The sequence below is a fragment of the Anabaena azotica SJ-1 genome, from assembly GCF_047275885.1.
GTDB classification, from domain to species: domain Bacteria; phylum Cyanobacteriota; class Cyanobacteriia; order Cyanobacteriales; family Nostocaceae; genus Trichormus_B; species Trichormus_B azotica_A.
Map to the genome: position 1 here is coordinate 440,406 of NZ_CP178454.1, position 24,933 is coordinate 465,338.

At 36.3% G+C, this 24,933-nt stretch carries 16 protein-coding genes; 9 read left to right on the forward strand and 7 right to left on the reverse strand.

All coding sequences use genetic code 11. The features are described from left to right. The first annotated feature begins 87 nt into the window (after positions 1-87). Positions 88-861, forward strand: coding sequence for a glucosamine-6-phosphate deaminase (locus ACLLO5_RS01920; protein ID WP_413173811.1), 774 nt, complete (start codon positions 88-90; stop codon positions 859-861). A gap of 523 nt (positions 862-1,384) precedes the next feature. Here ACLLO5_RS01920 and ACLLO5_RS01925 read toward each other — a convergent pair. The 4 genes from ACLLO5_RS01925 to ACLLO5_RS01940 form a co-directional block, all read right to left on the reverse strand. Continuing rightward, positions 1,385-2,080 (reverse strand): DevA family ABC transporter ATP-binding protein, encoded by a 696-nt coding sequence (locus ACLLO5_RS01925; protein ID WP_413173812.1) that lies wholly within the window; start codon positions 2,078-2,080, stop codon positions 1,385-1,387. A gap of 11 nt (positions 2,081-2,091) precedes the next feature. Next, positions 2,092-3,264 carry an ABC transporter permease DevC gene (gene devC, locus ACLLO5_RS01930; protein ID WP_413173813.1) on the reverse strand — a complete coding sequence of 391 codons (1,173 nt, stop codon included), beginning with the start codon at positions 3,262-3,264 and terminating at the stop codon, positions 2,092-2,094. A gap of 161 nt (positions 3,265-3,425) precedes the next feature. After that, complete coding sequence (locus tag ACLLO5_RS01935) at positions 3,426-4,625, reverse strand: ABC exporter membrane fusion protein (protein WP_413173814.1); 1,200 nt, start codon at positions 4,623-4,625, stop codon at positions 3,426-3,428. Between the two features lie 268 nt (positions 4,626-4,893). Next, on the reverse strand, positions 4,894-5,217 hold the full coding sequence (locus ACLLO5_RS01940; protein WP_013192762.1) for a hypothetical protein: 324 nt from the start codon (positions 5,215-5,217) through the stop codon (positions 4,894-4,896). A 1,081-nt stretch (positions 5,218-6,298) separates the two neighbouring features. Between ACLLO5_RS01940 and ACLLO5_RS01945 the strand changes: the two genes are divergently transcribed. The 6 genes from ACLLO5_RS01945 to ACLLO5_RS01970 all read left to right on the forward strand — a co-directional run bounded on the left by ACLLO5_RS01945 (position 6,299) and on the right by ACLLO5_RS01970 (position 21,558). Beyond that, positions 6,299-13,105 carry an SDR family NAD(P)-dependent oxidoreductase gene (locus ACLLO5_RS01945; RefSeq protein WP_413175988.1) on the forward strand — a complete coding sequence of 2,269 codons (6,807 nt, stop codon included), beginning with the start codon at positions 6,299-6,301 and terminating at the stop codon, positions 13,103-13,105. A 211-nt stretch (positions 13,106-13,316) separates the two neighbouring features. Continuing rightward, positions 13,317-16,070 carry a PfaB family protein gene (locus ACLLO5_RS01950; RefSeq protein ID WP_413173815.1) on the forward strand — a complete coding sequence of 918 codons (2,754 nt, stop codon included), beginning with the start codon at positions 13,317-13,319 and terminating at the stop codon, positions 16,068-16,070. 101 nt (positions 16,071-16,171) lie between these two features. Continuing rightward, on the forward strand, positions 16,172-17,818 hold the full coding sequence (locus ACLLO5_RS01955; RefSeq protein ID WP_413173816.1) for a PfaD family polyunsaturated fatty acid/polyketide biosynthesis protein: 1,647 nt from the start codon (positions 16,172-16,174) through the stop codon (positions 17,816-17,818). 2 nt (positions 17,819-17,820) lie between these two features. Then, the gene (locus ACLLO5_RS01960; RefSeq protein ID WP_413173817.1) at positions 17,821-19,149 is read left to right on the forward strand and encodes a phthiocerol/phthiodiolone dimycocerosyl transferase family protein; all 1,329 of its coding nucleotides are present in this window, start codon (positions 17,821-17,823) and stop codon (positions 19,147-19,149) included. Then, positions 19,150-19,455 carry a phosphopantetheine-binding protein gene (locus ACLLO5_RS01965; protein WP_413173818.1) on the forward strand — a complete coding sequence of 102 codons (306 nt, stop codon included), beginning with the start codon at positions 19,150-19,152 and terminating at the stop codon, positions 19,453-19,455. Positions 19,456-19,680: 225 nt separating this feature from the next. Beyond that, positions 19,681-21,558, forward strand: coding sequence for a hypothetical protein (locus tag ACLLO5_RS01970; RefSeq protein ID WP_413173819.1), 1,878 nt, complete (start codon positions 19,681-19,683; stop codon positions 21,556-21,558). Positions 21,559-21,603: 45 nt separating this feature from the next. Here ACLLO5_RS01970 and tsaE read toward each other — a convergent pair whose 3' ends face one another. Genes tsaE through ACLLO5_RS01985 form a run of 3 tightly spaced genes read right to left on the reverse strand, consistent with a single transcriptional unit; the run spans position 21,604 to position 23,668 of the window. After that, positions 21,604-22,068, reverse strand: a complete 465-nt coding sequence (tsaE, locus tag ACLLO5_RS01975) for a tRNA (adenosine(37)-N6)-threonylcarbamoyltransferase complex ATPase subunit type 1 TsaE (protein ID WP_413173820.1) — start codon at positions 22,066-22,068, stop codon at positions 21,604-21,606. Further along, complete coding sequence (locus ACLLO5_RS01980) at positions 22,068-22,325, reverse strand: hypothetical protein (protein ID WP_413173821.1); 258 nt, start codon at positions 22,323-22,325, stop codon at positions 22,068-22,070. The genes tsaE and ACLLO5_RS01980 overlap by 1 nt, the downstream gene beginning before the upstream one ends. Then, entirely contained in the window at positions 22,295-23,668 is a 1,374-nt protein-coding gene (locus tag ACLLO5_RS01985; protein WP_413173822.1) for a gluconeogenesis factor YvcK family protein, read from the reverse strand. Before ACLLO5_RS01985 ends, ACLLO5_RS01980 begins: the two co-directional genes overlap by 31 nt. A gap of 224 nt (positions 23,669-23,892) precedes the next feature. Between ACLLO5_RS01985 and ruvC the strand changes: the two genes are divergently transcribed. Both ruvC and ACLLO5_RS01995 read left to right on the forward strand, forming a co-directional pair. Then, on the forward strand, positions 23,893-24,384 hold the full coding sequence (gene ruvC / locus ACLLO5_RS01990) for a crossover junction endodeoxyribonuclease RuvC (protein WP_413173823.1): 492 nt from the start codon (positions 23,893-23,895) through the stop codon (positions 24,382-24,384). 95 nt (positions 24,385-24,479) lie between these two features. Next, entirely contained in the window at positions 24,480-24,902 is a 423-nt protein-coding gene (locus ACLLO5_RS01995) for a hypothetical protein (RefSeq protein ID WP_413173824.1), read from the forward strand. The last annotated feature ends 31 nt before the right edge of the window (positions 24,903-24,933 follow it).

The following is a 24,933-nucleotide window of genomic DNA, read 5'->3' on the forward strand; positions in this document are numbered from 1 at the left end:
GAGAACAAGTAATAGGGAATAGAGAATAGATTCAGCGTTTTTCCTAACCAAGAATTACGAATTATCAATTACCAATAGCTTAAGAAAATGCCAGCCGCTACAAAATCTTTTCGTGTCGATGATCTTTTAGTGCAGATTTACAACTCAGAAGCCGAAATGGCGCAGGATGTTGCCGAAATTGTACATGAGTATTTACAGCATCTTCTTGAACAACAGAATACAGTAGCAGTGTTGTTAGCTACTGGCAATTCTCAACTTAAATTTCTGGATGCTTTAATCGCTTTAGGTGGAATAGATTGGTCAAAGATAACTTTATTTCATCTTGATGAATATTTAGGCATTAATGCTGATCATCCTGCAAGTTTTCGGTATTATCTGCGGGAAAGGGTAGAAAAACGGGTTTTTCCACAGAGATTCAATTATATAGCAGGGGATGCCTTAGAACCAATTGTTGAGTGCGATCGCTATACTAAATTATTACAAGCTCAACCCATTGACTTATGTCTTCTTGGTATTGGAGACAATGGACATTTAGCCTTTAATGACCCAGCAGTAGCAAATTTTCAAGACACCGCTAAAATCAAACTCGTAAAACTAGATCAAGTCAACCGTCAGCAACAAGTAAAAACAGGATATTTTGCCAATTTAGAAGCAGTTCCTCAATATGCTTTTACTGTCACTATTCCCATGATTTGTACAGCAAAAAAAATTATCTGTCTCGCCCCAGATACACGCAAATCTAAAATAATTAAAGAGATACTACAGGGAGATATTACCACAAATTGTCCAGCATCTGTATTACGTAAACAACCACAAGCCACATTATTTTTAGATGTAAATTCCGCGAGTTTACTAACTTAGCTTTTGTTTTTATAGTCAGCATTTAGCATTTTAAGGCTAACGCCAAAAATACCTATTTAATTTTTTGATAATTAACCAATTTCTCAAATATTCTGACTCCTGACTCCTGAATTCTTACTTTCTATTCAGCTTCCAACTAGACAAACATTCCTCCAAATACGTACAATCTTCACATTGTATTTCTTGACCAGGATGCTGACATTGGCACGGAAGATTCACAAAACATTCATCAGGATGTTTGGAAATCCATGATTTTTTAAATATAAAGTATAAAGTTATTTCTTGTAAGCAAACAATCAAATCTTGCACCATAATATCAATTCAAAATGTAAAGTTTCTCAAATATTTTGACTCCTGAATTCTTACCATTTATTATATTGTAACTACCCTATCCAGTTTTATAAAAAATAGCTCACCAACTTCTTGAAAAACTCTGGCATCTACAATCCTTACACTTTACATAAATAGAAAATTTTTCACTTCATCCCTAAAGCAGATATGTTTTTCCCTCATAAGATATAATTCAATATGCAGCTTGTTTTATTAATCTGCCATCTTCCATTTGAATTATTCGGTCGGCAATATCTAAAATTCTGTGATCATGAGTGACAATTAAAATAGCACAATTCTGCTCTTTTGCTAATTCTTGCATCAAATTGACAACATCTCGTCCTGATTTACTATCTAAAGCTGCTGTAGGTTCATCAGCCAAGACTAATTTAGGATGACTCACTAAAGCGCGAGCAATAGCAACTCTTTGCTTTTGTCCTCCTGAAAGATCCGATGGATAATAATTAATGCGATTACCTAATTTCACCGCATTGAGTATTGCTTCTGACTGTATTTTAGCTTCCCATTGTGAAATATTAGTTTGTAATTCCAAAGACATTTGTACATTTTGTCTGGCTGTTAAGAAATCTAGTAAATTATGTGCCTGAAAAATATAACCAATCTGACGACGTACTTGTACTAATTTTTCATTACTAACTCCAAATAATTCCTGTCCAATAAATTTTAAACTCCCCTCTTGAACTGAACGTAAAGCCCCAATTAAAGTTAATAAAGTCGTTTTTCCCGAACCAGATGGACCAGTCATGATCACAATTTCACCAGATTGGATTGTCAAATTAACATCAAATAAGATCTGGTCTCGTAACTTAGTTTTACCAAAGTAATGATTCAGATTAGTGATTTCCAAAATAAAGTTTGATTGCATCATATTACAGAAGGTTAAAAAATATCTGCTGGGTCTACCTTGCGTAATTTATTGGTAGAGAAAAATCCCGAAGTTAAACACATTAAAATTGCCGAAATTAATACTATCAGTGCTTTCTCTATATCCATAGTAATTGGTAACTTAGTCGCATTTTTAGCCAGATCATAAAGTCCTAAAGATATAGCAAAACCAGGAATATAGCCCAAAGCCGCTAAAATTAAAGCTTGTTGAAAAACCACAACCAAGAGATATTTATTTCTAAATCCCATGGCTTTAAGAGTAGCAAACTCAACAAAATGTGTGGATATATTGCTATAAAGAATCTGGTAAACAACAATTACTCCCACCACAAAACCCATAATTACCATCAGATTAAAAACAAATCCAATCGGGGTTCTTAAAGTCCAATAGCTTTTTTCAAAATCAATAAATTCTTGGCGAGTCATCACAACAACATCTTTGGGTAATTTGGCTGATAAATTTGCCAACACTTTTTTGGTGTCAACACCAGGTTTGAGATGAATTAAGCCTATATCTATTTTGTCAGCATCACGTTCTTGAAATATCCGCATGAAAGTAGAAGAACTAACAATTAAATTACCATCAACGCCAAAGGAAGGACCAAGACTAAATAAGCCGCAGATTTTTATCTTGTAACCTACTAAACCCAGATAACTAAATATTTCTAAACTCATAGGTTTATTTTGCTGATAATATTCAGCAATTGGTCCAAATTCTGGACGAGAAGCACGGTCAAAAAAAACTTGGTCAGGTATTTGCAGTAACTTAAAATTTTCCTGAAGTTCTGGTAGTTTAAAGATGGGTTTTACTGGATCAAATCCCAGTATATAGATAGGATACTTGCGTCCATTAATAGGATTTTTTAACTTAGCAAACTGCACATATAAAGGATCGATAGATTCAACATCTGAAAAACCTAATGTTTGGTATAAACGACTGCGAGAAAAACTTTGATTAGAAGTCAAAGATTTATATTGGGCGCTAATTAAAAACAAATCTCCTTTAAGATTTTTATGCAGCTGTGTAGCACTTGCATAAAGAGCATCTTGAAAGCCAATTTGCATAAACATCAAAACAGCAACAAAAGCAATTCCTGCTAAAGCTACAAAAAAGCGCACTTTTTGTTTAGCTAGTTGTAGCCAAGCTAGAGGTATATTCAAAATCATATTTAAAACCTCTGGGAGTATAGATTCTAGGAATCCTCAATTATCTGTACAATCTTAATAAGGTAGAGTGGGTAATTCCCACTCTATGTATATTTCCATGTTTCGTGGAGACTATTAACGTAATCCAAATCTCAAATCTCAAATCTACAATTCAAAATAGATTATACTTTGATGAGTACCTGCACCTGTAAATTAGTCAAAGCCGCAACTCTTTGGTTATCTGTTGGTTTATCAATGCGAATTTTAACATCGACTATTTTATTATCTGTATCTGCACCGGGATTAGTATTGAAGATATTTTGTTTACCAACTTGCAAACCAATATCTGTAACTGTTCCTTGTATTTTGCCTGTAAAAGCATCACTAGTAATGACAACTGATTGACCTAAACGCACTTTTTTAATATCAGTTTCGTAGACTTCTGCTACTACATACATCTGTTGAGTGCGACCTAATTCAGCTATGCCATTATTACCAATTATTTCTCCTGGCCAAGCATTAATTTTTAGCACTTGACCATCTATAGGAGAACGGATAGAACTTAAATCTAGTTCTGCTTGAGCTTGTTTAACAGAAGCTTCTGCACTATCAACATCAGCCTGAGCGGCTTTTATATCAGTAGGGCGAATTTCAACAATACTATTAAGTCTAGCTTGGGCTTCATTTAACTGTTTTTGCAGCGTTTCTACGGTTCGGTTTAAGGAAGCTTTAGCTTCATTTAGTTGCTGTTGTACTGTATCTCTTCGCAATCGTTTGGTATCTCCATCAGAAGCAGAAATAGCACCATCTTGATATAATTTTTGGTATCGCTGATGCTCTGTCTCTGCATTATTTAATTCGGCTTGCAATCTAGCAATTGTAGCTTTTTGAGCAAAAGTTTCTCCACGTAATTCAGCATCTAGGCGAGCAATTGTAGCTTTTTGAGCATAAATATCACCTTGTTTTGCACCAGCTTCTACTCGTTTTAGACTAGCCTGAGCAACTTGCACTTGTTGCTTAGCTTTTTCTAAAGCTGCAATATTAGGAGCATAACTATCAAGAATTGCTACTACTTGTCCTTGACGGACTTTATCACCTTTGTTTACTAAAAGTTTAGCTACTCTTACTCCTCCCCCTTGAGAATTAGGAGCAGACAAACGAATAATTTCTCCTTCGGGTTCTAAACGTCCTAAAGCTGCAACAGCAGTCACTGTAGGCGTAGAATTACTGATAGGAACTGGAGTATTAGGCTTAGATTTAAAATGAAATTTTGATAAGCTGTAGAGAGATACTGTAGCAGTAGTTATAGCTGTAGTAATTGCCAAAGTTATGGACAACCAACTTACAGGGTTTGTCAATGACTGCTTTTCTTTGTGTACCATAATTTTTGTCTTTTAGATTAGCAATTAGGTTGTCACTTCGTTTTCTCGAATTGACATTATTTCTGTTCTTTAGGAACAGATAAGTACACTTGATAGCATTCCCTGATAACGTTGGTTCTAAATACTTGGCAAAGATAAAGCTAGGAAGATGGACAGATTATAGAAATATCCATCCATCTTTGATACCAAATGGGGATAGTTAGCAATGAGTGTTAATTCATAATCTAAAATCCAAAATTGGTATTAGCTATATCGGTAGTTAATAGAGTTATTTGTTGAGCATCACTTCTTTTTTCTTTTTCATAATGGCTAAGTATTCATTGCGAGTTCCATCCACTCGATAATGATCACAAATTTGACAGAGTTTCAGGATATCCAAGCGGCTAAATACTTTTTGATGTTCAATTCCGTTGTCGTTGCGCCACCGCCAGAAAGTTGTTCTATCAATTCGGCGATCGCTCTCAGGCCATCTGCGTCGTGATAGGAAATCTACCAATTCGTCTTCATAAAAAGAGTAGCCTTTTGGTAACTTGAGAAGTTCTTCTCTCAACTCATTTAGCGGTATGAGTGGATCTAGCTCAGATAGTCTCATGCCAGCAAGCCCTTAATAGTTTCTTGTAATTCCAATTTTGCAGAACCGTAAACGCAATCTGGTTGAATTGCAAATTTGTACTGCGATACTATCAGTTTAAGCCTGAATAGACTAATGAATTAATCAGGTGAATTTTTTATATATTTAATCTACCTAATTCTATGTCCACCCACTGACCTAAACAAACAGTATGGATTTACATTTACATCATTCAACCACAAACAATAAACTGATTAATACACAATTTCAACCCTTATGCAACAAATATGTCTAAATTAAATTATTAAGAGATTGCAAATTAATTACTCGTTTATAAAACTTGTTTTCATTTGTTACTTATTTACCGAAAAACAGTCTATACATTTCTTGGAATCTTAATTATTTCATACTTTAGATATAATAACTAGTAACCAAATTTACCAGTTCATTCATTAATAATTTGAAGAAATATTTATCTGCTAATTAAGCATCTTATAAATCAGACCCAGACTATTAATGGAAAATCTTCTCTGAGATAGATGTAAAAATATTGTCCAATTTTATTTGACTGCTTACCCCATCTCTATTTTGCTTGACTTTACACATTTTCTATGCTTTCGTGCAATTTATGTGCAACTTTAGATATTAACTTGGCAATATCAGCTAATTATTGATATTAATTGGATAAGTAAATAATTCACCGATATGCCTCAAGCAACTTTAAATTTTTCCTAATTTTATTGAGTTGCATTTGAGTTGCAAAAGTTTTGTCACCAATCTAAAATAAGTCCAAGCGGTAGTTGAACTCAAAGTACAGGGTAGAGAATTAGATTTTCTCTAAAAACTATTCTAGCTTGAGCCGCCAAGCGAAGCATTTTACCAAATTGAAGAACCTTAATAATTTGTTTGATAGGGAAATTTGTCATCTCTATTTGTTTAATTTAGAGAACAAACAAATTTATTGTCATCTCTACATTCCACTAAAAAATAGTGAAAAACAGTCATGGCTGCTTCCAAATTAGAAGCTGCATTATCACAATTGCAAATTGAAGTTAGCAATTGTGAAAAAGCTCTGTACAAGATGATTAATGAGAGAATTAATATGTCAGAAACCACAAAGGTAAGTAATCAAATTAATAAACAATTGCAACAAACTAATGTAGCAATTATTGGGATGGCTTCAATATTCCCCAAATCCAAGAATTTACAGGAATATTGGGAAAATATTATTCAAAAAGTGGATTGTATTACTGATGTTCCCCCTTCCCGCTGGAGTATAGAAGATTACTATGATCCTGACCCCAAAGCACCGGATAAAACTTACTGTAAGCGTGGTGGATTTATCCCAGATATTGATTTTAATCCGATGGAATTTGGTTTACCTCCGAATATTTTAGAGGTGACAGATATTTCTCAATTACTAGGTTTGGTAGTAGCAAAAGAGGCAATGGAAGATGCTGGTTACAGCGAATCTCGACAGTTTAATCGTGAACGAACTGGGGTAATATTAGGTGTAGCTATTGGTAGACAGTTAGCAGTACCTTTGGGGGCAAGGTTGCAATATCCAATCTGGGAAAAAGTTCTGAAAAACAGTGGTTTATCAGATGTAGATACCCAGAAAGTGATTGATAAAGTCAAAAGTGCTTATGTGCAGTGGGAAGAAAATGCCTTCCCTGGAATGTTAGCTAATGTGATTTCTGGACGTATCGCCAACCGCCTGGATTTGGGAGGAATGAACTGTGTAGTGGATGCAGCTTGCGCCAGTTCTTTAGGTGCGTTAAAAATGGCAATTAGCGAATTAGTTGAACATCGCGCTGATATGATGATCACTGGGGGAGTTGACACCGATAATTCGATTTTTGCCTATATGTGTTTTAGTAAAACTCCAGCGGTTTCTCCTGGTGATAAAGTCAAACCATTTGATGTAGATTCTGATGGGATGATGTTGGGTGAAGGTGTAGGAATGGTGGTACTTAAGCGGTTAGAAGATGCTGTGCGAGATGGCGATCGCATCTATGCTGTTATTAAAGGTATTGGCAGTTCTAGCGACGGTAAGTATAAAAGCATCTATGCACCCCATTCTGAAGGGCAAATTAAAGCCTTACGTCGTGCCTATGAAAATGCCGGATTTTCACCCGAAACTGTGGGTTTAATTGAAGCACATGGTACAGGAACAATGGTGGGAGATCCCACAGAATTTACCTCTATTAAACAAGTATTTGGTGAAAACAATTCCCAAACCCAACATATTGCTTTAGGTACAGTTAAATCACAAATTGGACATACCAAAGCCGCAGCAGGTGCAGCAAGTTTAATTAAAACAGCTTTGGCATTGCATCACAAAGTATTACCACCCACAATTAACATTACTAAACCACATCCAAAATTAAATATTGAGAACTCACCATTTTATTTAAATACAGAAACTAGACCTTGGATTAGTCAACAACCTAGACGCGCTGGTGTCAGTGCATTTGGTTTTGGAGGGACAAATTATCACGTTGTTTTGGAGGAATATGCAAATGAACATCATCAATCATATCGTTTACATAATACTGCAAAATCAATTTTATTATTTGCATCCACAACCCAAGAATTGTTATCTCGCTGTGAAGACATTCAACAAAAATTAACAGCACCAGAAAAACAAAGACATTATCAACAACTAATTAAAGAATCTCAATCTCTAGAAATTCCTGTCAATTGCGTGAGAATTGGATTTGTTGCTGATTCTTTAAACCAAGTTGAGGAATTTTTACAAATTAGTATTAATCAGTTACGCAACAAACCAGAAGCCGAATCATGGGAACATCCCAAAGGAATTTATTACCGCCAAAAAGGGATAGAAACTACAGGTAAAATAGTAGCTTTATTTTCTGGACAAGGTTCTCAATATTTGGAAATGGGGCAGGAACTAGCAGTTAACTTTCCCTGCTTACGTGAAACCTATATTTACATGGATAAGCTGCTGTGTGAAGATGGTTTAAAACCCCTTTCCGAAGTTGTATTTCCACAGCCAGTTTTTGATCAATCACAAAAGCAAAATCAGCTAGAAACGCTGCAAAAAACAGAATATGCACAGCCAGGAATTGGTGTTTTTAGTGCAGGTTTATACAAAATATTACAACAAGCTGGTTTTAAAGCTGATTTTGTCGCCGGTCATAGCTTTGGAGAGTTGACAGCTTTGTGGGCTGGTGGTGTTTTAAGTGAAGAAGATTATTTCTTCTTAGTCAAAGAAAGGGGGAAAGCAATGGCTACACCCACAGAATTTGACGCGGGGGGAATGTTGGCGGTAAAAGGTAATATTAGTCAGGTAAAGGAAATAATTAAAGATTTTCCCCAAGTTGCTATTGCTAATTGGAATTCTCAGCATCAAGTTGTTTTAGCTGGAAAAAAAGCAGAAATTACCAAAGTGCAGAACGTTCTGAAAGAGAAGGGATTTTCTACATTTTTATTAGGAGTTTCCGCAGCTTTTCATACACCACTAGTATCCCATGCCCAAAAACCTTTTGCTCAAGCAATTGAAAAAGTAACTTTTAATTCTGCTAAAATTCCAGTTTATACAAATCTCACTGGTGGATTTTACCCAAATGAAGCATCAGCAATTCAGAAAACTCTCAAAGAACATTTGTTAAATCAGGTCTTGTTTCAACAAGAAATTGAGAATATCTATAAAGCTGGTGGTTATTGCTTTGTGGAGTTTGGTCCCAAAAACGTTCTCACAAACTTAGTGAAAGAGATTTTAGGTGATAAACCCCATATTGCTGTAGCTTTGAATGGGAATTCAACTAAAAATAGCGACTTAGGCTTAAGAGAAGCAGTAATACAATTGCGAGTTGCTGGTGTAGCTTTGCAAAATCTCGACCCCTATCAAATGGAAACCAAAATTCCCCAACTTAATCAAAAGAAAGTTTTGAATGTGCGACTAAACAGCACTAATATCAACGATAAAGCACAAAAAGCATTTGCACAAGCATTAGAAAATGGTCATCAAATTAGTGCAAATTCTCCCCAACCAGAACCACAACCCGCTGTTGCTGAAACAACTATTACCTTACCCACCATTAGAGAAGATTTAAAAGAAGAGTATAGTCCTGTTACATCTGTAAATGATGATGTAAGTTATGAGGAAAACAGAAATTTGGAAAAAGTAGCAATTCAACTTCCAAATTATGACCGAGTTATTGACAGCCTAGAACATTCTTTGGCAGAATTTACTCGTCAACAACGTGATGTCATGCACGTTCATGAACAATCTTTGCAAAATCAAACAGAATACACAAAGACTTTTTATGAATTGATGCAACAACAGTATTCATTGTTAGGAAATGGAGAAATAAATGAATGTCAAGCACAAACACAACAACTAGCCATCTCTAGTTCCGAACGTAACATGATGCGGCTTCATGACCATCAAGCTGACACTCTCCGCATTCATGAAAAATATTTAAACTATCAGCAAGATTATGCCAACAATTACTTTCTATTACTGCATAAACATTATAACTTTTTGTTGGTTACTGATGATATTCCTCTTCCTCAGCGTCATTTAGTAGAAGAAACAAATGGAAAAACCTCTGTTAATATAAGTGGGGCTAATATTTCCCCTTCCTTTGCAGGAGAGGGATTAGGAGAGAAGTTAATTCCTCCTCCTAAACAAGAGGAACAGTTAGAAGAAAACTCAAACACTATCACAGTCATACCCACAATTCCCATTAATATTGATACCTCCACTCTTGGACAAACTCTACTTAGCATTGTCAGTGATAAAACAGGTTATCCAGTAGAAATGTTAGACCTGTCAATGGATATTGAGGCAGATTTGGGAATTGATTCTATCAAACGGGTGGAAATATTAGGAGGATTATTAGAACTTTACCCAGATTTACCCAAGCCGAACCCAGAAGAATTAGGTCAATTGCGGACACTGGGACAAATTGCGGAGTACATTAAAACTCTAGTCCCAGAGTTATTAAATCAGAAAGTAGAAGTTTCAGAATCAACAACTTTTCCAGCACAAATGTTAGTGGAAGTTCCTCAACAAGATGTTGAGAGTGAACTACAACTTTTAGAATCTCACCCCAATATCACTGATACAGAAAGTTTTATTTCCTCTAGTGAAAATGATGTAAAAAAATCTGCTGGAGATGAAATACTACAGATAGTAGAAGAAGCACCAGCAATCATCATACCCCCAGATTTGAGTAACGTTCTCCTCAACATTGTTAGTGATAAAACTGGTTATCCAGCAGAAATGTTAGAACTGTCAATGGATATTGAGGCAGATTTAGGAATTGATTCTATCAAACGGGTGGAAATTTTAGGAGGATTGTTAGAACTTTATCCAGATTTACCCAGACCTAACCCTGAAGAATTAGCAGAATTAAGGACATTGGGACAAATTGTTGAGTATATGCAACATCAGACCGAGGGTGTAATCAAGTTAATAACTAACGAAAAAGAAGAACTTAAATCGACAAAATTACATCCTCAAATTCTTCGCAGTCCGGCAAAATTAAAATCGCTTTCCCAACCAGATGCGTTAGATTTTAGAATTCCTGAAACCCATATCATTCTAATTACAGATGACGGCTATTCCACTACTAGAGAATTAGCTACGTCTTTGATAGAAACAGGTGCGAAAACTGTAGTTTTAAGCTTCCCTAACATTCAATCAAACTTACCTGCGGAAATTAATCGAGTAACATTAACTGATTGGAGTGAAGAAAGTTTACAACAACAGTTAAAAGCGATTGCTGATAATTTTGGTGCTGTAGCTACTTTCATTCATCTAAACCCTGTATTCAGCAGTAGTAATGAAATAGAGAAATCCATTCTCCGTCATGTCTTTTTAATCGCTAAACATCTCAAAATATCACTTAATGAAGCAGCAACAAAATCACGTAGTTGTTTTCTTTGTGTTGCACGTCTAGATGGTGAATTTGGACTAGGAGACACAACTAATTTTAGTCCTATTAGTGCAGGACTATTTGGATTAACTAAGAGTTTAAATCAAGAATGGGAAAGTGTATTTTGTCGTTCTCTAGATTTAAGTCCTGATTTAGATCCAAAAACATCTGTAAAACACATACTTGCAGAAATTCATGACCCCAATTTGTTAGTTACAGAAGTAGGATATAGCAGCAAAGGTAGATTTACTTTAGTTGCAGAACCTTCTTCTCTCAGTATCCAATCCCCATTAATCAATCCCCAATCTCAAGTATTTCTTGTCAGTGGAGGTGCAAAAGGAATAACAGCCCAATGTGTGATTAAATTAGCCCAACAGTATCAATGTAAATTCATTCTTTTAGGTCGTTCTAGTACAGAACCTGAGCCAGTTTGGGCTGAGAATTGTGAAAATGAAGCCGAATTAAAAAAGCGAATTATGGAGGATTTTCAAGCACAAGGGGAAAAACCAACACCAATAATGATACAGAAAAAGTATCATGATATTTCCTCTCAGCGCGAAATCCAAAATACCCTCAAAGCCATTGCAGCCGCAGGAGGAAAAGCAGAATATGTGAGTGTGGATGTCACTGAAAGCATTGTGTTAGCAGAAAAAATTGCACCTGTAGTTGAAAATTTAGGGGCAATAACTGGTATTATCCACGGTGCTGGTAACTTGGCTGACAAACGGATTGAGAAAAAAACAATTCAGGATTTTGAAACAGTTTATGCAGCCAAAGTTAAGGGTTTAGAAAATCTGCTAAATTGTGTACCGCCCAGCCAACTAAAATATTTAATTCTGTTTTCTTCCGTGGTTGGTTTTTATGGTAATATAGGACAATCGGATTATGCGATCGCTAACGAAATCCTCAATAAATCAGCCCATCTTATCAAACGCAATCATCCCTATTGTCATGTAGTCGCCATTAACTGGGGTCCTTGGGAAAGTGGGATGGTATCACCAGAATTAAAAAAAGCCTTTGCAGAACGAGGAATTGAAACCATACCTGTAGCAATCGGCACACAAATGTTAGTCCAAGAACTAACAAACACCTATCAAGAAAATCCACAAATCCTAATTGGTAGCCCATTAGTATATATTCCCCCCACCCTATCTGGCGACTTAAAAACCTATCGCCTCAAACGCCAATTAACATTAGAATCCAACCCATTTTTACACGACCATGTAATAGCAAGTCGTCCCGTCCTTCCCGCCACTTGTGGACTATTATGGATGGCTAACGCTTGCGAACAAATCCATCCCGGATTCAAAGCCTTTAGTTGCAACAACTTTAAAGTCTTGAAAGGAATAGTTTTTGATGAAAATTTAGCAAGTGAATACACTCTAGAAATCCAAGAAATTGCTAAAATTGAAAACAAAGAAATAGAGTTAGCAGCTAAAATTAGCAGCATTAATCCAGAAGGAAAAATCAGATATCACTTTAGTACAAACTTGACACTAAAGCGCCAAATTGACACCGCACCAAACTACAAATTGCTAAACTTAAACCAAGATGAGCAATTCCTCACCACAAATCAATTACTTTATCAGCATGGCGGAAGTAGCTTATTTCATGGCAACACATTTCAAGGTGTAAAATCTGTACTAAATGCCAGTCCTGGTAAACTCTCCATCGAATGTAAATTACCAAAACCTACATCACAAAAACAGGGACAATTTCCAGTTCAAACATTCAATCCCTATATAGCAGACGTACAGATTCACTCCCTCTGGCTTTGGACACAACACTTTCATCAAGTCGGTTGTTTACCCTCAGAAATTCAAACCTTTGAACAATTTGCACCTGTACCATTTGACGAAACATTTTATGTTACTTGTGCAGTCAAATCCAAAACCGAATCAAATGTAGTTGCTGATCTCATTACCCACAATCGCCAAGGACAAATTTATAATCGCATGATTGGCGCTAAGGGAACTATTTTAACCAAACAAATAGGATAGATATTTCACGCAAATATGTAGAGATTGGAAAAATTCTCAAATATTAACAACCTACATCTCTTCATTTTGCCTGCATAAGCATTCAGCTTTTTCAGGCTAACGCCAAAAATACCTGTTCGATAATTAAGCAATTTTTCAAACATCCTGACTCCTTCCCTTTCTGTTCCTCTGCGTGACAGCTTGCCTCTTAATTCAAAAATGGAGAATAATCATGAATAAATTTGCCAAAATGGCCATTCTAGGGCTAGATTGCATGACCAATGGTTATCCAGAATTAGATACATTTGAACGCAGTATTTACGAAGGAAAACAGAATTTTCTCCCTCTTTCCCATACCAACATAGGATTATTACCAATTCCGACATCAGAAATTCAACAATTACTACCTCAACAACAATTAATGTTAAAGGTAGCTAATAACGCTCTCCAAGATGCCAACTTACATCCAGAGACAAAAATAGCCGTGATTATGGTGAGTGAATTTCAAAATCATAAACCTAATAAATTAGCAAGTTATATTTCTCGTATTTGGGATGCAACCAGTCCAGCTTTTGGTGAAGAAAAATCTGTTTTTTCCGCCTTAAATTTAGCGCAAAAATTATTAACGAATAAACAAGTAGATGCTGTATTAATTGCAGCAATGGAGGTTACCAAAGAGGAACATCAAGTTCCTGATATACATACCCTGAGTTATGACCAAAACGCCGATGCTATTCTAGTAGGAGACGGCGCAGCCGCTATAGTATTACAACTTTATGAAACTACCAAAAATAATCATTGCATATATGCAGTAATTGATGCCTTGAGTATGGTGCAGAATTCATCAAATCAACTAGCAGCAATCACTCAAGCTTGTGAAACAGCGTTTCATCTTGCAGATATTCAAGCCAAAGATATTGGTTATTTGGAAGTTGATAGTAGTGGTATTCCCCAACAAGATGAAGCAGAAATCCAAGGTTTAATCACAGCTTATAGAACTGGAAAATCACATCTCAGTTGTGCTATAGGTAGTGTTAAAGCTAATATCGGTAATACTCGTGCTGCATCAGGAATTATTAGTTTAATCAAAACAGCACTTTGTCTATATCACCGCTACATTCCCGCAGTTCCTCAATGGACTGGAGTAAAAACCCCAGATATTTGGCATGATAGTCCCTTTTATGTAGCAACAGAATCTAAACCTTGGTTTTTAGAATCAGGTGCAAACAGAAGAATAGCTGCTATTAATAGCATGGAAATAGATGGCAGTTATGCACATTTGATTTTATCAGAAGCAGCAAATCAGGTAGAACGCAACAGTAAATATTTAGAACAAATGCCTTATTATTTATTTGCGCTTGCGTCTGATAATCGCGTCTCTCTATTAAATCAAATTACTGAACTCCAAAATAATCTCCAAAATTCACCTTCACTATCTCAACTTGCCAGTAAAACATTCAGCGAATTTAAAAAACATCAGCATTCAAATTACGCCATTGCTATATTGGCACGTAATCAACAAGAATTAACACGAGAAATAGATCGGGCAATTCAAGGTGTTAACATTGCCTTTGATACTGGAAAAGACTGGCAAACTCCTCTTGGTAGCTATTTTACAGCCAACCCACAGGGAAAAAAGGGTAAAGTTGCTTTTATTTATCCTGGTTCTTTCACTTCTTATATTGGCATAGGACGAAATCTTTTTCGACTATTTCCTAAAATTTATGATGACCCAGTAATAAATAATGTTTATGAACGAGTTGCAAACATCGAAAAACTCATTTATCCCCGCAGTATCACTAAGTTATCAAAAAGACAATTAGAAACCATAGAACAGAAATTAATAGATGATCCAGTATCCATGCTGGAATCAGAAGTTGGTTTTGCTGGACTTATGACTGCAATCCTCAAAAACTATTTCCAAATTCACTCTCAATGTGCTTTTGGTTATAGTTTGGGTGAAACTAGCATGATGTTAGCACAAGGTATCTGGACTAGCTTTAAAAATACAAGTGATTACTTAAACTCATCTCCTCTATTTAGAACTCAACTATCTGGTCCTAAAAATGCAGTTCGTCAAGCTTGGGGACTACCTTTAGATGACAACAATCAGGAATTTTGGAGTAACTACATTCTTATTTGTCCGGTCTCTCAAGTTAAAGAAGCAATCAAAGATGAAAACCGCGTGTATATTCCTTTAATTAATACACCTGAAGAGGTTGTTATTGCTGGAGAAACACAAGCTTGTCAAAGAGTAATTAAAAAACTCAATTGTGATGCTTTTCCTACATCTATTAATCATGTCATTCATTGTGAGCCAATGCACTCCGAGTACAATGAACTCGTAAAGATTAACACTTTACCTATTCAAAATATACCAAATTCAATTTTTTATTCTGCCGCAAACTACGAACCAATTACAATAGAAAGTCAGACTATAGGCAATAACATTGCCAAATCCCTCTGTCAAGAACTTGATTTTCCTCGTTTAGTTAACCGTGTCTATAAAGACAACATCAGAGTGTTTATTGAAGTAGGAGTTGGTAGTAACTGTTCCCGATGGATTAGTTCAATCCTCAAAGAACGAGAACACATTGCTATATCTATTAATAGAAGAGGAGTAGATGATCATACTTCAATTCTTAGAGCTTTAGCTAAACTACTTAGCCATCAAGTTGAATTAGATTTATCACCCTTGTATCCTCAGCTAAAAAACCAATTAGAAATTAACATACCGCACAAAAATAAATCTGTAATTTCTCCAGATAAATCCACTGTTCAACAGCCAGATAAAATCTTAAAATCTATTTCCACGCTTCCACCCAATAATTATTATCCAGAATTGATGGATAATCATGCACTTGTAAGCAAATCTCATACATTTTTATTAAAGTCACGCCAACAATCACTACAGCAAATAAATCTCCTCATTCAACATCAAATAGACTCTTACAAAAAAATAGTTGAAACTCAAAAAAATAAATAATTCACATTCGTTTTAGATCCTCTGGATGATACAAAAACGTGGTTCATTTATTTGAAAATAGCTGTAAGCTATCCAAAATTTATTAGAGGTTAAATAAAGTGATGAACACCGAAAATCTACTGAATAATTGTCTCAAATTTTCCTCCACATTCTACAATCAAATACAACATTGGCATGGCGATTTAAACAGTGTTGCTTTTGATACAGATACAATTAAATCAAAATTAAGGCATTTAGAGAAACACTGTTATATAGTAAGAAAAGAAAACCAAATTGGCATTACTAATGAAGGCAACATATCTTACACAAGTAATGGTAAAACAGACCAATTAGAACTCCTCCTGTCTGTTCCACCTATATCGCTTCAACAGTTAGGTGATAACAATTTTTTAACATTTTACGGTGTTAAATATCCATACATTACTGGTGCAATGGCTCAGGGAATTGCTTCTGAAGAAATGGTTACTGCACTAGGAAAAGCAAGTATTTTAAGTTCTTTTGGTGCAGGAGGTTTATCTCCTTCCCGTGTCGAAACAGCCATTAACAAAATTCAACAAGCTTTGCAACAAAAACCTTATGCTTTTAATTTACTCCATAGTCCCAGCGAACCGGCAATTGAACGATGTAGCATTGATTTATATCTCAAATATCAAGTTAGAATTATTGAAGCCTCTGCTTTCTTGGATTTAACTGAAAATATTGTTTATTATCGAGCCGCCGGACTAAGTTTGAATTACGACAATCAAATTGACATCAACAATAAAGTCATCGCTAAAGTTTCTCGCCGTGAAGTTGCAACTAAATTTCTCCAACCTGCACCTAGAAAAATTCTCAAACAATTAGTTCAACAAGGTTTAATTAATGAATTGCAAGCCACTCTTGCAGAAACAGTTCCCATGGCTGATGATATCACCGTAGAAGCGGATTCTGGAGGTCACACAGATAATCGTCCTCTCGTTTGTTTATTACCTTCCATATTAGAATTACGAGATGAAATTCAAAATAAATATAGGTATGCAACCCCTGTCAGAATTGGTGTAGCTGGTGGGATATCTACACCTCAATCAGCCTTAGCTGCTTTTATGATGGGTGCTGCTTATGTAGTCACTGGCTCAATTAATCAATCCTGTATTGAAGCTGGAACTTCTCAATATACCAAAGAATTATTAGCACAAGCTGAAATGGCTGATGTGATGATGGCTCCTGCTGCTGATATGTTTGAAATGGGTGTAAAATTGCAAGTTCTCAAACGTGGAACACTCTTCCCTCTTCGCGCTCAAAAACTATACGAATTATACAAAAACTACAACTCACTTGAAGAAATTCCTGCCGCAGAACGCGAGAAGTTAGAAAAGCAAATCTTGAAAAAAACTGTGCCTGAAGTTTGGCAAGAAACAGTTAATTATTTATCCCAACGTAACCCGGAAAAATTAACTAAAGCAGCAAGTAATCCCAAACTGAAAATGGCTTTAATTTTTCGTTGGTATCTGGGATTATCCTCTCGTTGGTCTAATAGTGGTGAAAAAGGTAGAGAAATTGATTATCAAATTTGGTGTGGGCCTGCAATGGGTAGCTTTAATGATTGGGTAAAAGATTCATATTTGTCAGAACCCCAAAATCGTCATGTTGTAGAAATTGCTGATCATATTATGACAGGTGCAGCATATTTACACAGAATTCAAACTTTAAAAATTCAAGGATTACAGATTCCTAATCAATACAGTCAATATCATCCATCACCATTGTAAATATGCCAGATAACAGAAAATTAAGCAGTATAGAAGGAACAATGGAGATCCTGAATAGACGAGCTAAGACATGGAATTTAGTTACCATTAGTCGCATTAAAGGCAACCTCCAAGAAGCAGTTCTCCGACAGGCTTTAGACATTATTCAATATCGCCATCCTCGGCTCAATTCCTGCATTATACATTTTAGAAACAATTTCTATTTTCAAACAGCAGGTACAAATAGAATCGGTTTAAGAATTGTTCATGATTTGCCTGAGAAACAATGGACAGAAATTGTTAACCAAGAAATGAATCAAGAAATTGATAGTAGTAAATGTTTATTGCGAGTAGTGCTTGTTCATGTTCTAGATGAACCAAATTTTAGTTACTTAATTACAACAATTCACCATGCAATTTGTGATGGATTATCAAGCATTCAGCTTCACTCAGAAATCTTAAATTATTGTCAACAAATTTCATCTGGCGAAACTCTTCAACCAGTCACCACCTTAGAAGCATTACCAACTATTGAAAAACTACTACCAAAAAGTACCCAAGGTTGGAGAGGAAATATCAGCAGCATTATATTATTGCTAAAAATTGGACTTTTGAAACTTTATCACCAACCAAAATCATTAGGCTTTGAAAAATATGTCTCTATTAACAGGCGACAAAGTGAAATTATTCACAGACAACTTGATCCTGAATTAACTGAGATGTTTGTGCAAAAATGCAAACAAGAAAAAACTACAATTCACAGTGCTTTATCTGCTGCACTCATGTTGACAGTAGCTAGAAAAATATTCCAACCTAATCAAAAATCTGTGCGAGTTAATTGTCTATCTCATCTTGATTTACGTAGGCGGTTTCAACCTCCAATCAGTGAAGAACACCTATCTACTTTAGCTACGTCTTTAATGGGATTTCACGATATTAAAACCCATACATCTTTCTGGGAATTAGCACGGGAAGTAAAACAAACGCTAGAAACTGGCATCAAGCATGGTGATATTTTTAATATGGTATTGATTGCCAAGCATCTGATCAATTTTTGTTTTCTCTTTCCCCAACAAGTAGCCGCTACAGTTTCATTATCTAATATTGGCAAAGTAAACATTCCTAAAACTTATGGTGAATTAGAACTAGAAGAAATCAGTTTTGCAGGTTCTCATGCTTTGTATGCAGGTATGTTTATCCTTAATGTGGCAACTTTTCAAGACAAAATGCTGTTAAATTTTGTTTTTTCTCAACCTGCAATTAGTAGAGAAACTATGGAGGAGCTTGTAGACCAAACTATTGACAATATTTTGCATATATCATCAGATTCTTTGCAGTTGAGAGGTGCATAAATGAGCGATCATCTTGATAATTTACCTGGAAAACAAGCTTACACTTCAGCGGATATTCAAGCTTGGTTAGTTGCCAATATTTCTACTTTATTGGGAGTTGAACCAGATGAAATAGATATTAAAGAACCATTAGACAGCTATGGTTTAGATTCAGCACAAGCTATGATTATCGCTAATCAAGCTGAGAAATTTTTGGGATTTAAATTATCTCTCATTCATTTATGGTATTACCCTACTATTGAAGAATTAGCACAACGTTTAGCTGAAGAATTAGAAAATTCAGAATCAGAAATTTTGCAAATCTAAACCAATACAGTTCAGTTAATGCTCAATTTGTTGTTAGGTTTCGTTATCGCTTCATACAACCTACAAAAATGCTTAACTGCACCGTATTGAAATATCAGCACTAAAGAATTTAAAGTTTTTCCTCCTATAAGACGGACACTTTGCCAGAATGGAGGAAATATCATTCAGCAAAGTGTCTTCTTTTCTCTATTCTTTATAGTTCGTTAAAAACTGGGAGCTTGATTCATGAACGCATCAGAAATTTTGGCGAAACTCACTCAACAAGGTGTTCAATTTTGGGTAGAAAATAAAAAACTTAATATCCGTTCTCCAAAAGGTGTAATAACACCAACAATTCAGGCAGAAATAGCTACATATAAAGGAGATATTTTAGCATTATTACAGGAGATGAACATTGTTACAAAATCTGCTTCTGAACCTTTGTCTCAAGGAATAAGTTTGCAAACAATCGGTAGATTAATTGGTGGTTTTGCTGGTGAATCACCTGTAGGATATCAGCCACCAATTATTAACCCTAAATTAATGGCTCAAAACCTCAATGTTACATTTAGACCTTTACCTGATGGCTATCATAATCAAATTATTATGAAATTCCGGCATGAATTAGCATTAAAATTAAAGAATTTTGGGGTTAATGTTCTATCTTGGCAGGAAGCGACAACAGATGTTTTTTATGATATTAAAATTCCTCTATTAAATTGGAATCGCTCTTTTAAAATTAAGGGAGTTAGGGCAGAAGTTGATGCTGTAATAGATGTGGAACGACCAAATTCATGGCTGAGAAAGTTGGGAATATTCATAGCTGAAACTTTTTATAAGTTATCTTATCCTTGGTTACTCAATCAGCAAAAAATGTCTGTTGTCCAAATTGCTAAATTAAGTAGTTGGGCTGAAGATCATGCTGCTAAATATGTTGAAGATCCAACCAATACGCAAGTGATTATTCTTGGTGATATAAATTATGATTTTATCAATCCTTTAACGAAATATCAGGAAAAAATTAAGATTGGTATTAATACATTAATTAAAACATTTTCAGAAATTGTAATTGGCGTATCTCCTGATCAAATTTCTATCCTGAATATGAATCTTTCTGATTCTATTTTTTTTAAATCAGAAATGGATACTTTTGTTTCAAAATCACTTATTCCTAAAGTTTTTGTACCTATAACTCCTCTATTAATGAGTAGATTTAAAATAGGAGAATATGATCCTTATATATCTAAATATACCCATAAATTGGTTCAATTAGGTCAAGAATTGGCTTCGACTGGTCTATTTCCACCTGGATTTAAGCTGGCTGAAGTTATTAAAAGAAAATCCCACAGAGATATTGTCAATGTCATTGTTAATGGTAGAACTGGTGTTTCTTACGGTTTTGTGGCTTATGCTGAACCTCCCTGCTATGTAGGAAAACCAGAAATATCTACTTATGAATGGGATAAATTATTACCTGTTGCTGGATTTAGTAGTAATGAGATTCGTAAAAATGAGGAAGGTAGACGTTATATAAAAATCATTATTAATGGAGAATATGTATTTAAGCAAATTCCTGATATTTGGCTAGTGAGTTCTCGTTCTGGTTCTAATAAAACGGACTTGAATCTTGAACAAGATATTATTCGTATTGGTTTAAAAGATGATTTACATTTGCAGTTACCTGTAGGAAATTTGTCACGTAAATCTGATTTCAAACCTTCTTATGATATCTATGTGATGCTGGCTATTAGTCTGGCTGCTGCTTTATATACGCCAGAATTAATCAAAAATGGTGCGCCAATTGTTCATTTTCACGGTTATCCGGCATTTGATTGGTTTCAAGAAAATGAATATTGTGTTGGTGTTAATAATCCTTCTGTACCCTGTGGAACTTATGAATCTGGTGTGTTTAATTTTTTGGGTCTTTCTAATTTAGCTAGCCAACAAACGAAAAATATTAAGTTGGTTAGTTTGATAGAACCAGATCATGGTACAAATTTTATTGCTCATGATATGGATTATCTAGTTGATAGGTTAAAACATGGGTGTGTAGCAGAACAAATTGAATTAGGTGGACAACATTTTGCTTCTTTGAAAGCACATCTAGGTGATGGTGTAATCTAAATATAGAAGGAGTTCAGAAGGAGATGAAGGAGAAATTTTAATGCTTTAACTGGATATGAGATTATCTATGATTTGACAATTCACAGATGTTATTTCTACTTGACGATCGCCATCGCCATCTTCACCCGATTTTAAGCATACCCTGAAATAGCTATCAGGTAGATATGGCATTCTTTCTGCCCACTCAATAGCGACTATTCCCGGTGTTACTTCTATCCCTTCCCAGTAACTTTCTAAATTCAATCCTGCTACTTCTTGGGGTTCTAGACGATACAAATCCAGATGATACAGGGGAATTCGTCCTTCTGTGTATTCATTAATCAGGGTAAAGGTGGGACTGACAATGGATTCATTTATACCCAAGCCTTTACCAATACCCTGCACTAAGGTAGTTTTGCCGGCACCTAAATCACCTTCTAGTAATATGACACTTCCAACAGTCAGATTTTTCCCCAAGGATATACCTAACTGCTGTGTTGCTTGTGTATTAGGAAGGAAAAGTTTAGTCATTAGTTATTAATCATTGGTGATTGGTGATTGGTGATTGGTGATTGGTGATTGGTGATTGGTGATTGGTAATTGGTAATTGGTGATTGGTGATTGGTGATTGGTAATTGGTGATTGGGCATTAAGAAAATTATTTCCCCTGCTCCCCTGCTCCCCTGCTCCCCTGTTCCCCCATCTCCCTCATCTCCCCTGCTCCCCTGCTCCCCTGCTCCCTCATCCCCCACTCCGATTACTTCCCATGCTGCGCTCCACTGTACCATTTCAATAAAACCTTGGCTAGTTTTTGTGGGTCGTGGCGAACAAATCCGGTTTCGTCTTCATACAAGATGTTAGAGGGAACTATTCTTCTACCTAGTTTGATGACGGTTTCTCGGTCTAGGAAAACGGGATGGGAATTTTGCTGGGCGTAGCGAATGAGGGCTTGGGCTGATGGGGTTTTTTTATGTACTAGTACGGCATCAAATAGCCTTCTGTCGCCACAAGCTTTATCAATGGCTTGGATGTGTTCGCCTACGGTGTATCCTTCTGTTTCTCCTGGTTGGGTCATGATATTGCAGATATAGATACGGGGAATATTTTGGGCGGCGATCGCATCGGCAATTTCTGGTACTAATAAATTAGGTATTAAACTAGTATACAAACTACCCGGGCCAATAATAATGTAATCAGCTTCTTTAATGGCTTTAATCGCTGCGGGTAAGGCGGGAGGGTTTTCTGGTATACAGCCAATTTGAACAATTTTTCCGCCGGCTTTGGGAATGCTAGATTCACCTTCAATCCGGCGGCCATCTTCTAATTCTGCCCAGAGACGAACATCACTCAGGGTTGCGGGTAAAACTTGTCCTCTCACCGCCAAAACTTTGGAACTAGCTGCAACTGCCCTTTCTAAATCTCCAGTAATATCAGTCATGGCAGTTAAAAACAAGTTACCAAAACTGTGACCTGTCAACCCATCTCCCGCACGGAAACGATATTGAAACAATTCTGTTAATAACTTTTCTTCATCAGCTAGTGCAGCCAAACAATTGCGAATGTCCCCAGGAGGTAAAACGCCAAATTCCTGACGCAACCTACCAGACGAACCACCATCATCAGCCACGGTAACAATAGCAGTAATATTTGCACTGTAGGTTTTTAAGCCCCTGAGTAAAGTAGAAAGTCCAGTACCGCCACCAATGACGACAATTTTTGGACCCCGGTATAAACGGCGATGTGCAAGGAGGACATCTATTAGTTCTTCCTCATCTCCCTGTGGTCTTAGCACTTCTGTAATTGAACCTACCGTGCGGGATTGTCCCCACAACAGCAGCAAGATACCACCCAGCAAAACTAAAGGTCCGCTGATATAGTTGGGAAGGATGTCCGTGAGGAAACCTAGCAAACCTCTGAGAAACTCTAATATCCAAAAAATTGGGGTTAGCTTAATCCAAATAGCCAACCCCAAACTTGCCAGTAAAAAACCCCCCACACTGACGAAAAACCAGCGTTTTACCGCTAATCCAGGTGATAACCACTTAAACCACTGGTTGACCCGATGGGAAGTGCGGCTGTGAGACTGGAGTTGTAGGGCGTTGATAGCTTGTCTAAGAAAACCGATTGACATACCTAATAGGGAACAGTGGGTACAAACATTGTTTAACAGAACTGTACACCACCTGGTTTCAAGTCCAAGGGTGAAAATCAATTCTAAATACTTTCGACCGCAGGCCACGCCAGCAAAAACACCTGAAGTGCTGATTCTTTTATTCCCCCTGGTCGCTAACTCGAAGCGTAACTTGAGTTATGTACCCTGATTTAGTAAAAATCAATAAATTTTATGGAAATTTTATGGAAAAGCGAATTTTAGGATTAGACCCAGGACTGGCAATTGTGGGATTTGGGGCGATCGCATGGAGTCAAAGTCAAGGTAAAGTACAAGATACAACCGTAAAGATGCTGGATTTCGGCGTAATTCGCACTTCAGCCGACATGGAAATGAGTCAGCGACTGTGTACTTTATTTGACGATTTGCACACCCTGATGGACGATTTGCAACCGGATTTGGTGGCAATTGAAAAATTATTCTTCTATCGTATGGCAAATACTATTGTTGTTGCACAAGCTAGGGGTGTGTTGATGCTAGTTTTGGGACAACGCAAACTTCCCTATGTAGAGTTCGCCCCTCCTCAAATTAAACAAGCTTTGACAAATTATGGCAAAGCCGATAAGGCAGAAGTCCAAGATGCTGTGATGCGAGAGTTGGATTTAGATGAACTTCCCAGACCAGATGATGCAGCGGATGCTTTAGCGGTGGCATTAACTGCTTCGTTTCAATTGTAATTTTGAATACAAGAACTAAAATTTTTAAATAGGGAATAAAGAATCAGTTGCATATCCTGTGATAATCTAGATATCAAAATTCAGTATTTTCCCTAATGATAGACCCTATTTCTCTGATTATCACAGCTTTGGCTGCTGGTGCTGCTGGTGCTGCTAAGGATACCGCCGGAACAGCCGTTAAAGATGCCTATCTGGGTTTGAAAACGTTGATTAAGAAGAAGTTTGCAGAGCAAGGAAAAACGGATTCATCCACAATTCTAGATAAATTTGAACAGAAACCAGAAAAGACGCAAGCTCTTTTGGAAGATGAGTTAATAGAATCGGGGCTTGATAAACTTGAAAAGAATGACGAAATTATTAAGTTAGCTGAAAATTTACTCAATCAAGTTAAAGAACAGCCCGGTGGACAGCAGATTATTAACCAAAATATCAGTAATGTCAAATATGCCGCTACCTCTGGTTCTGGTAATGCAAGCATCAGTGGCATCACTGAAAAAGGCACATCAAAGGAGGACTGAGACTATAAATTAATTAATCAGGGTAGCTGTC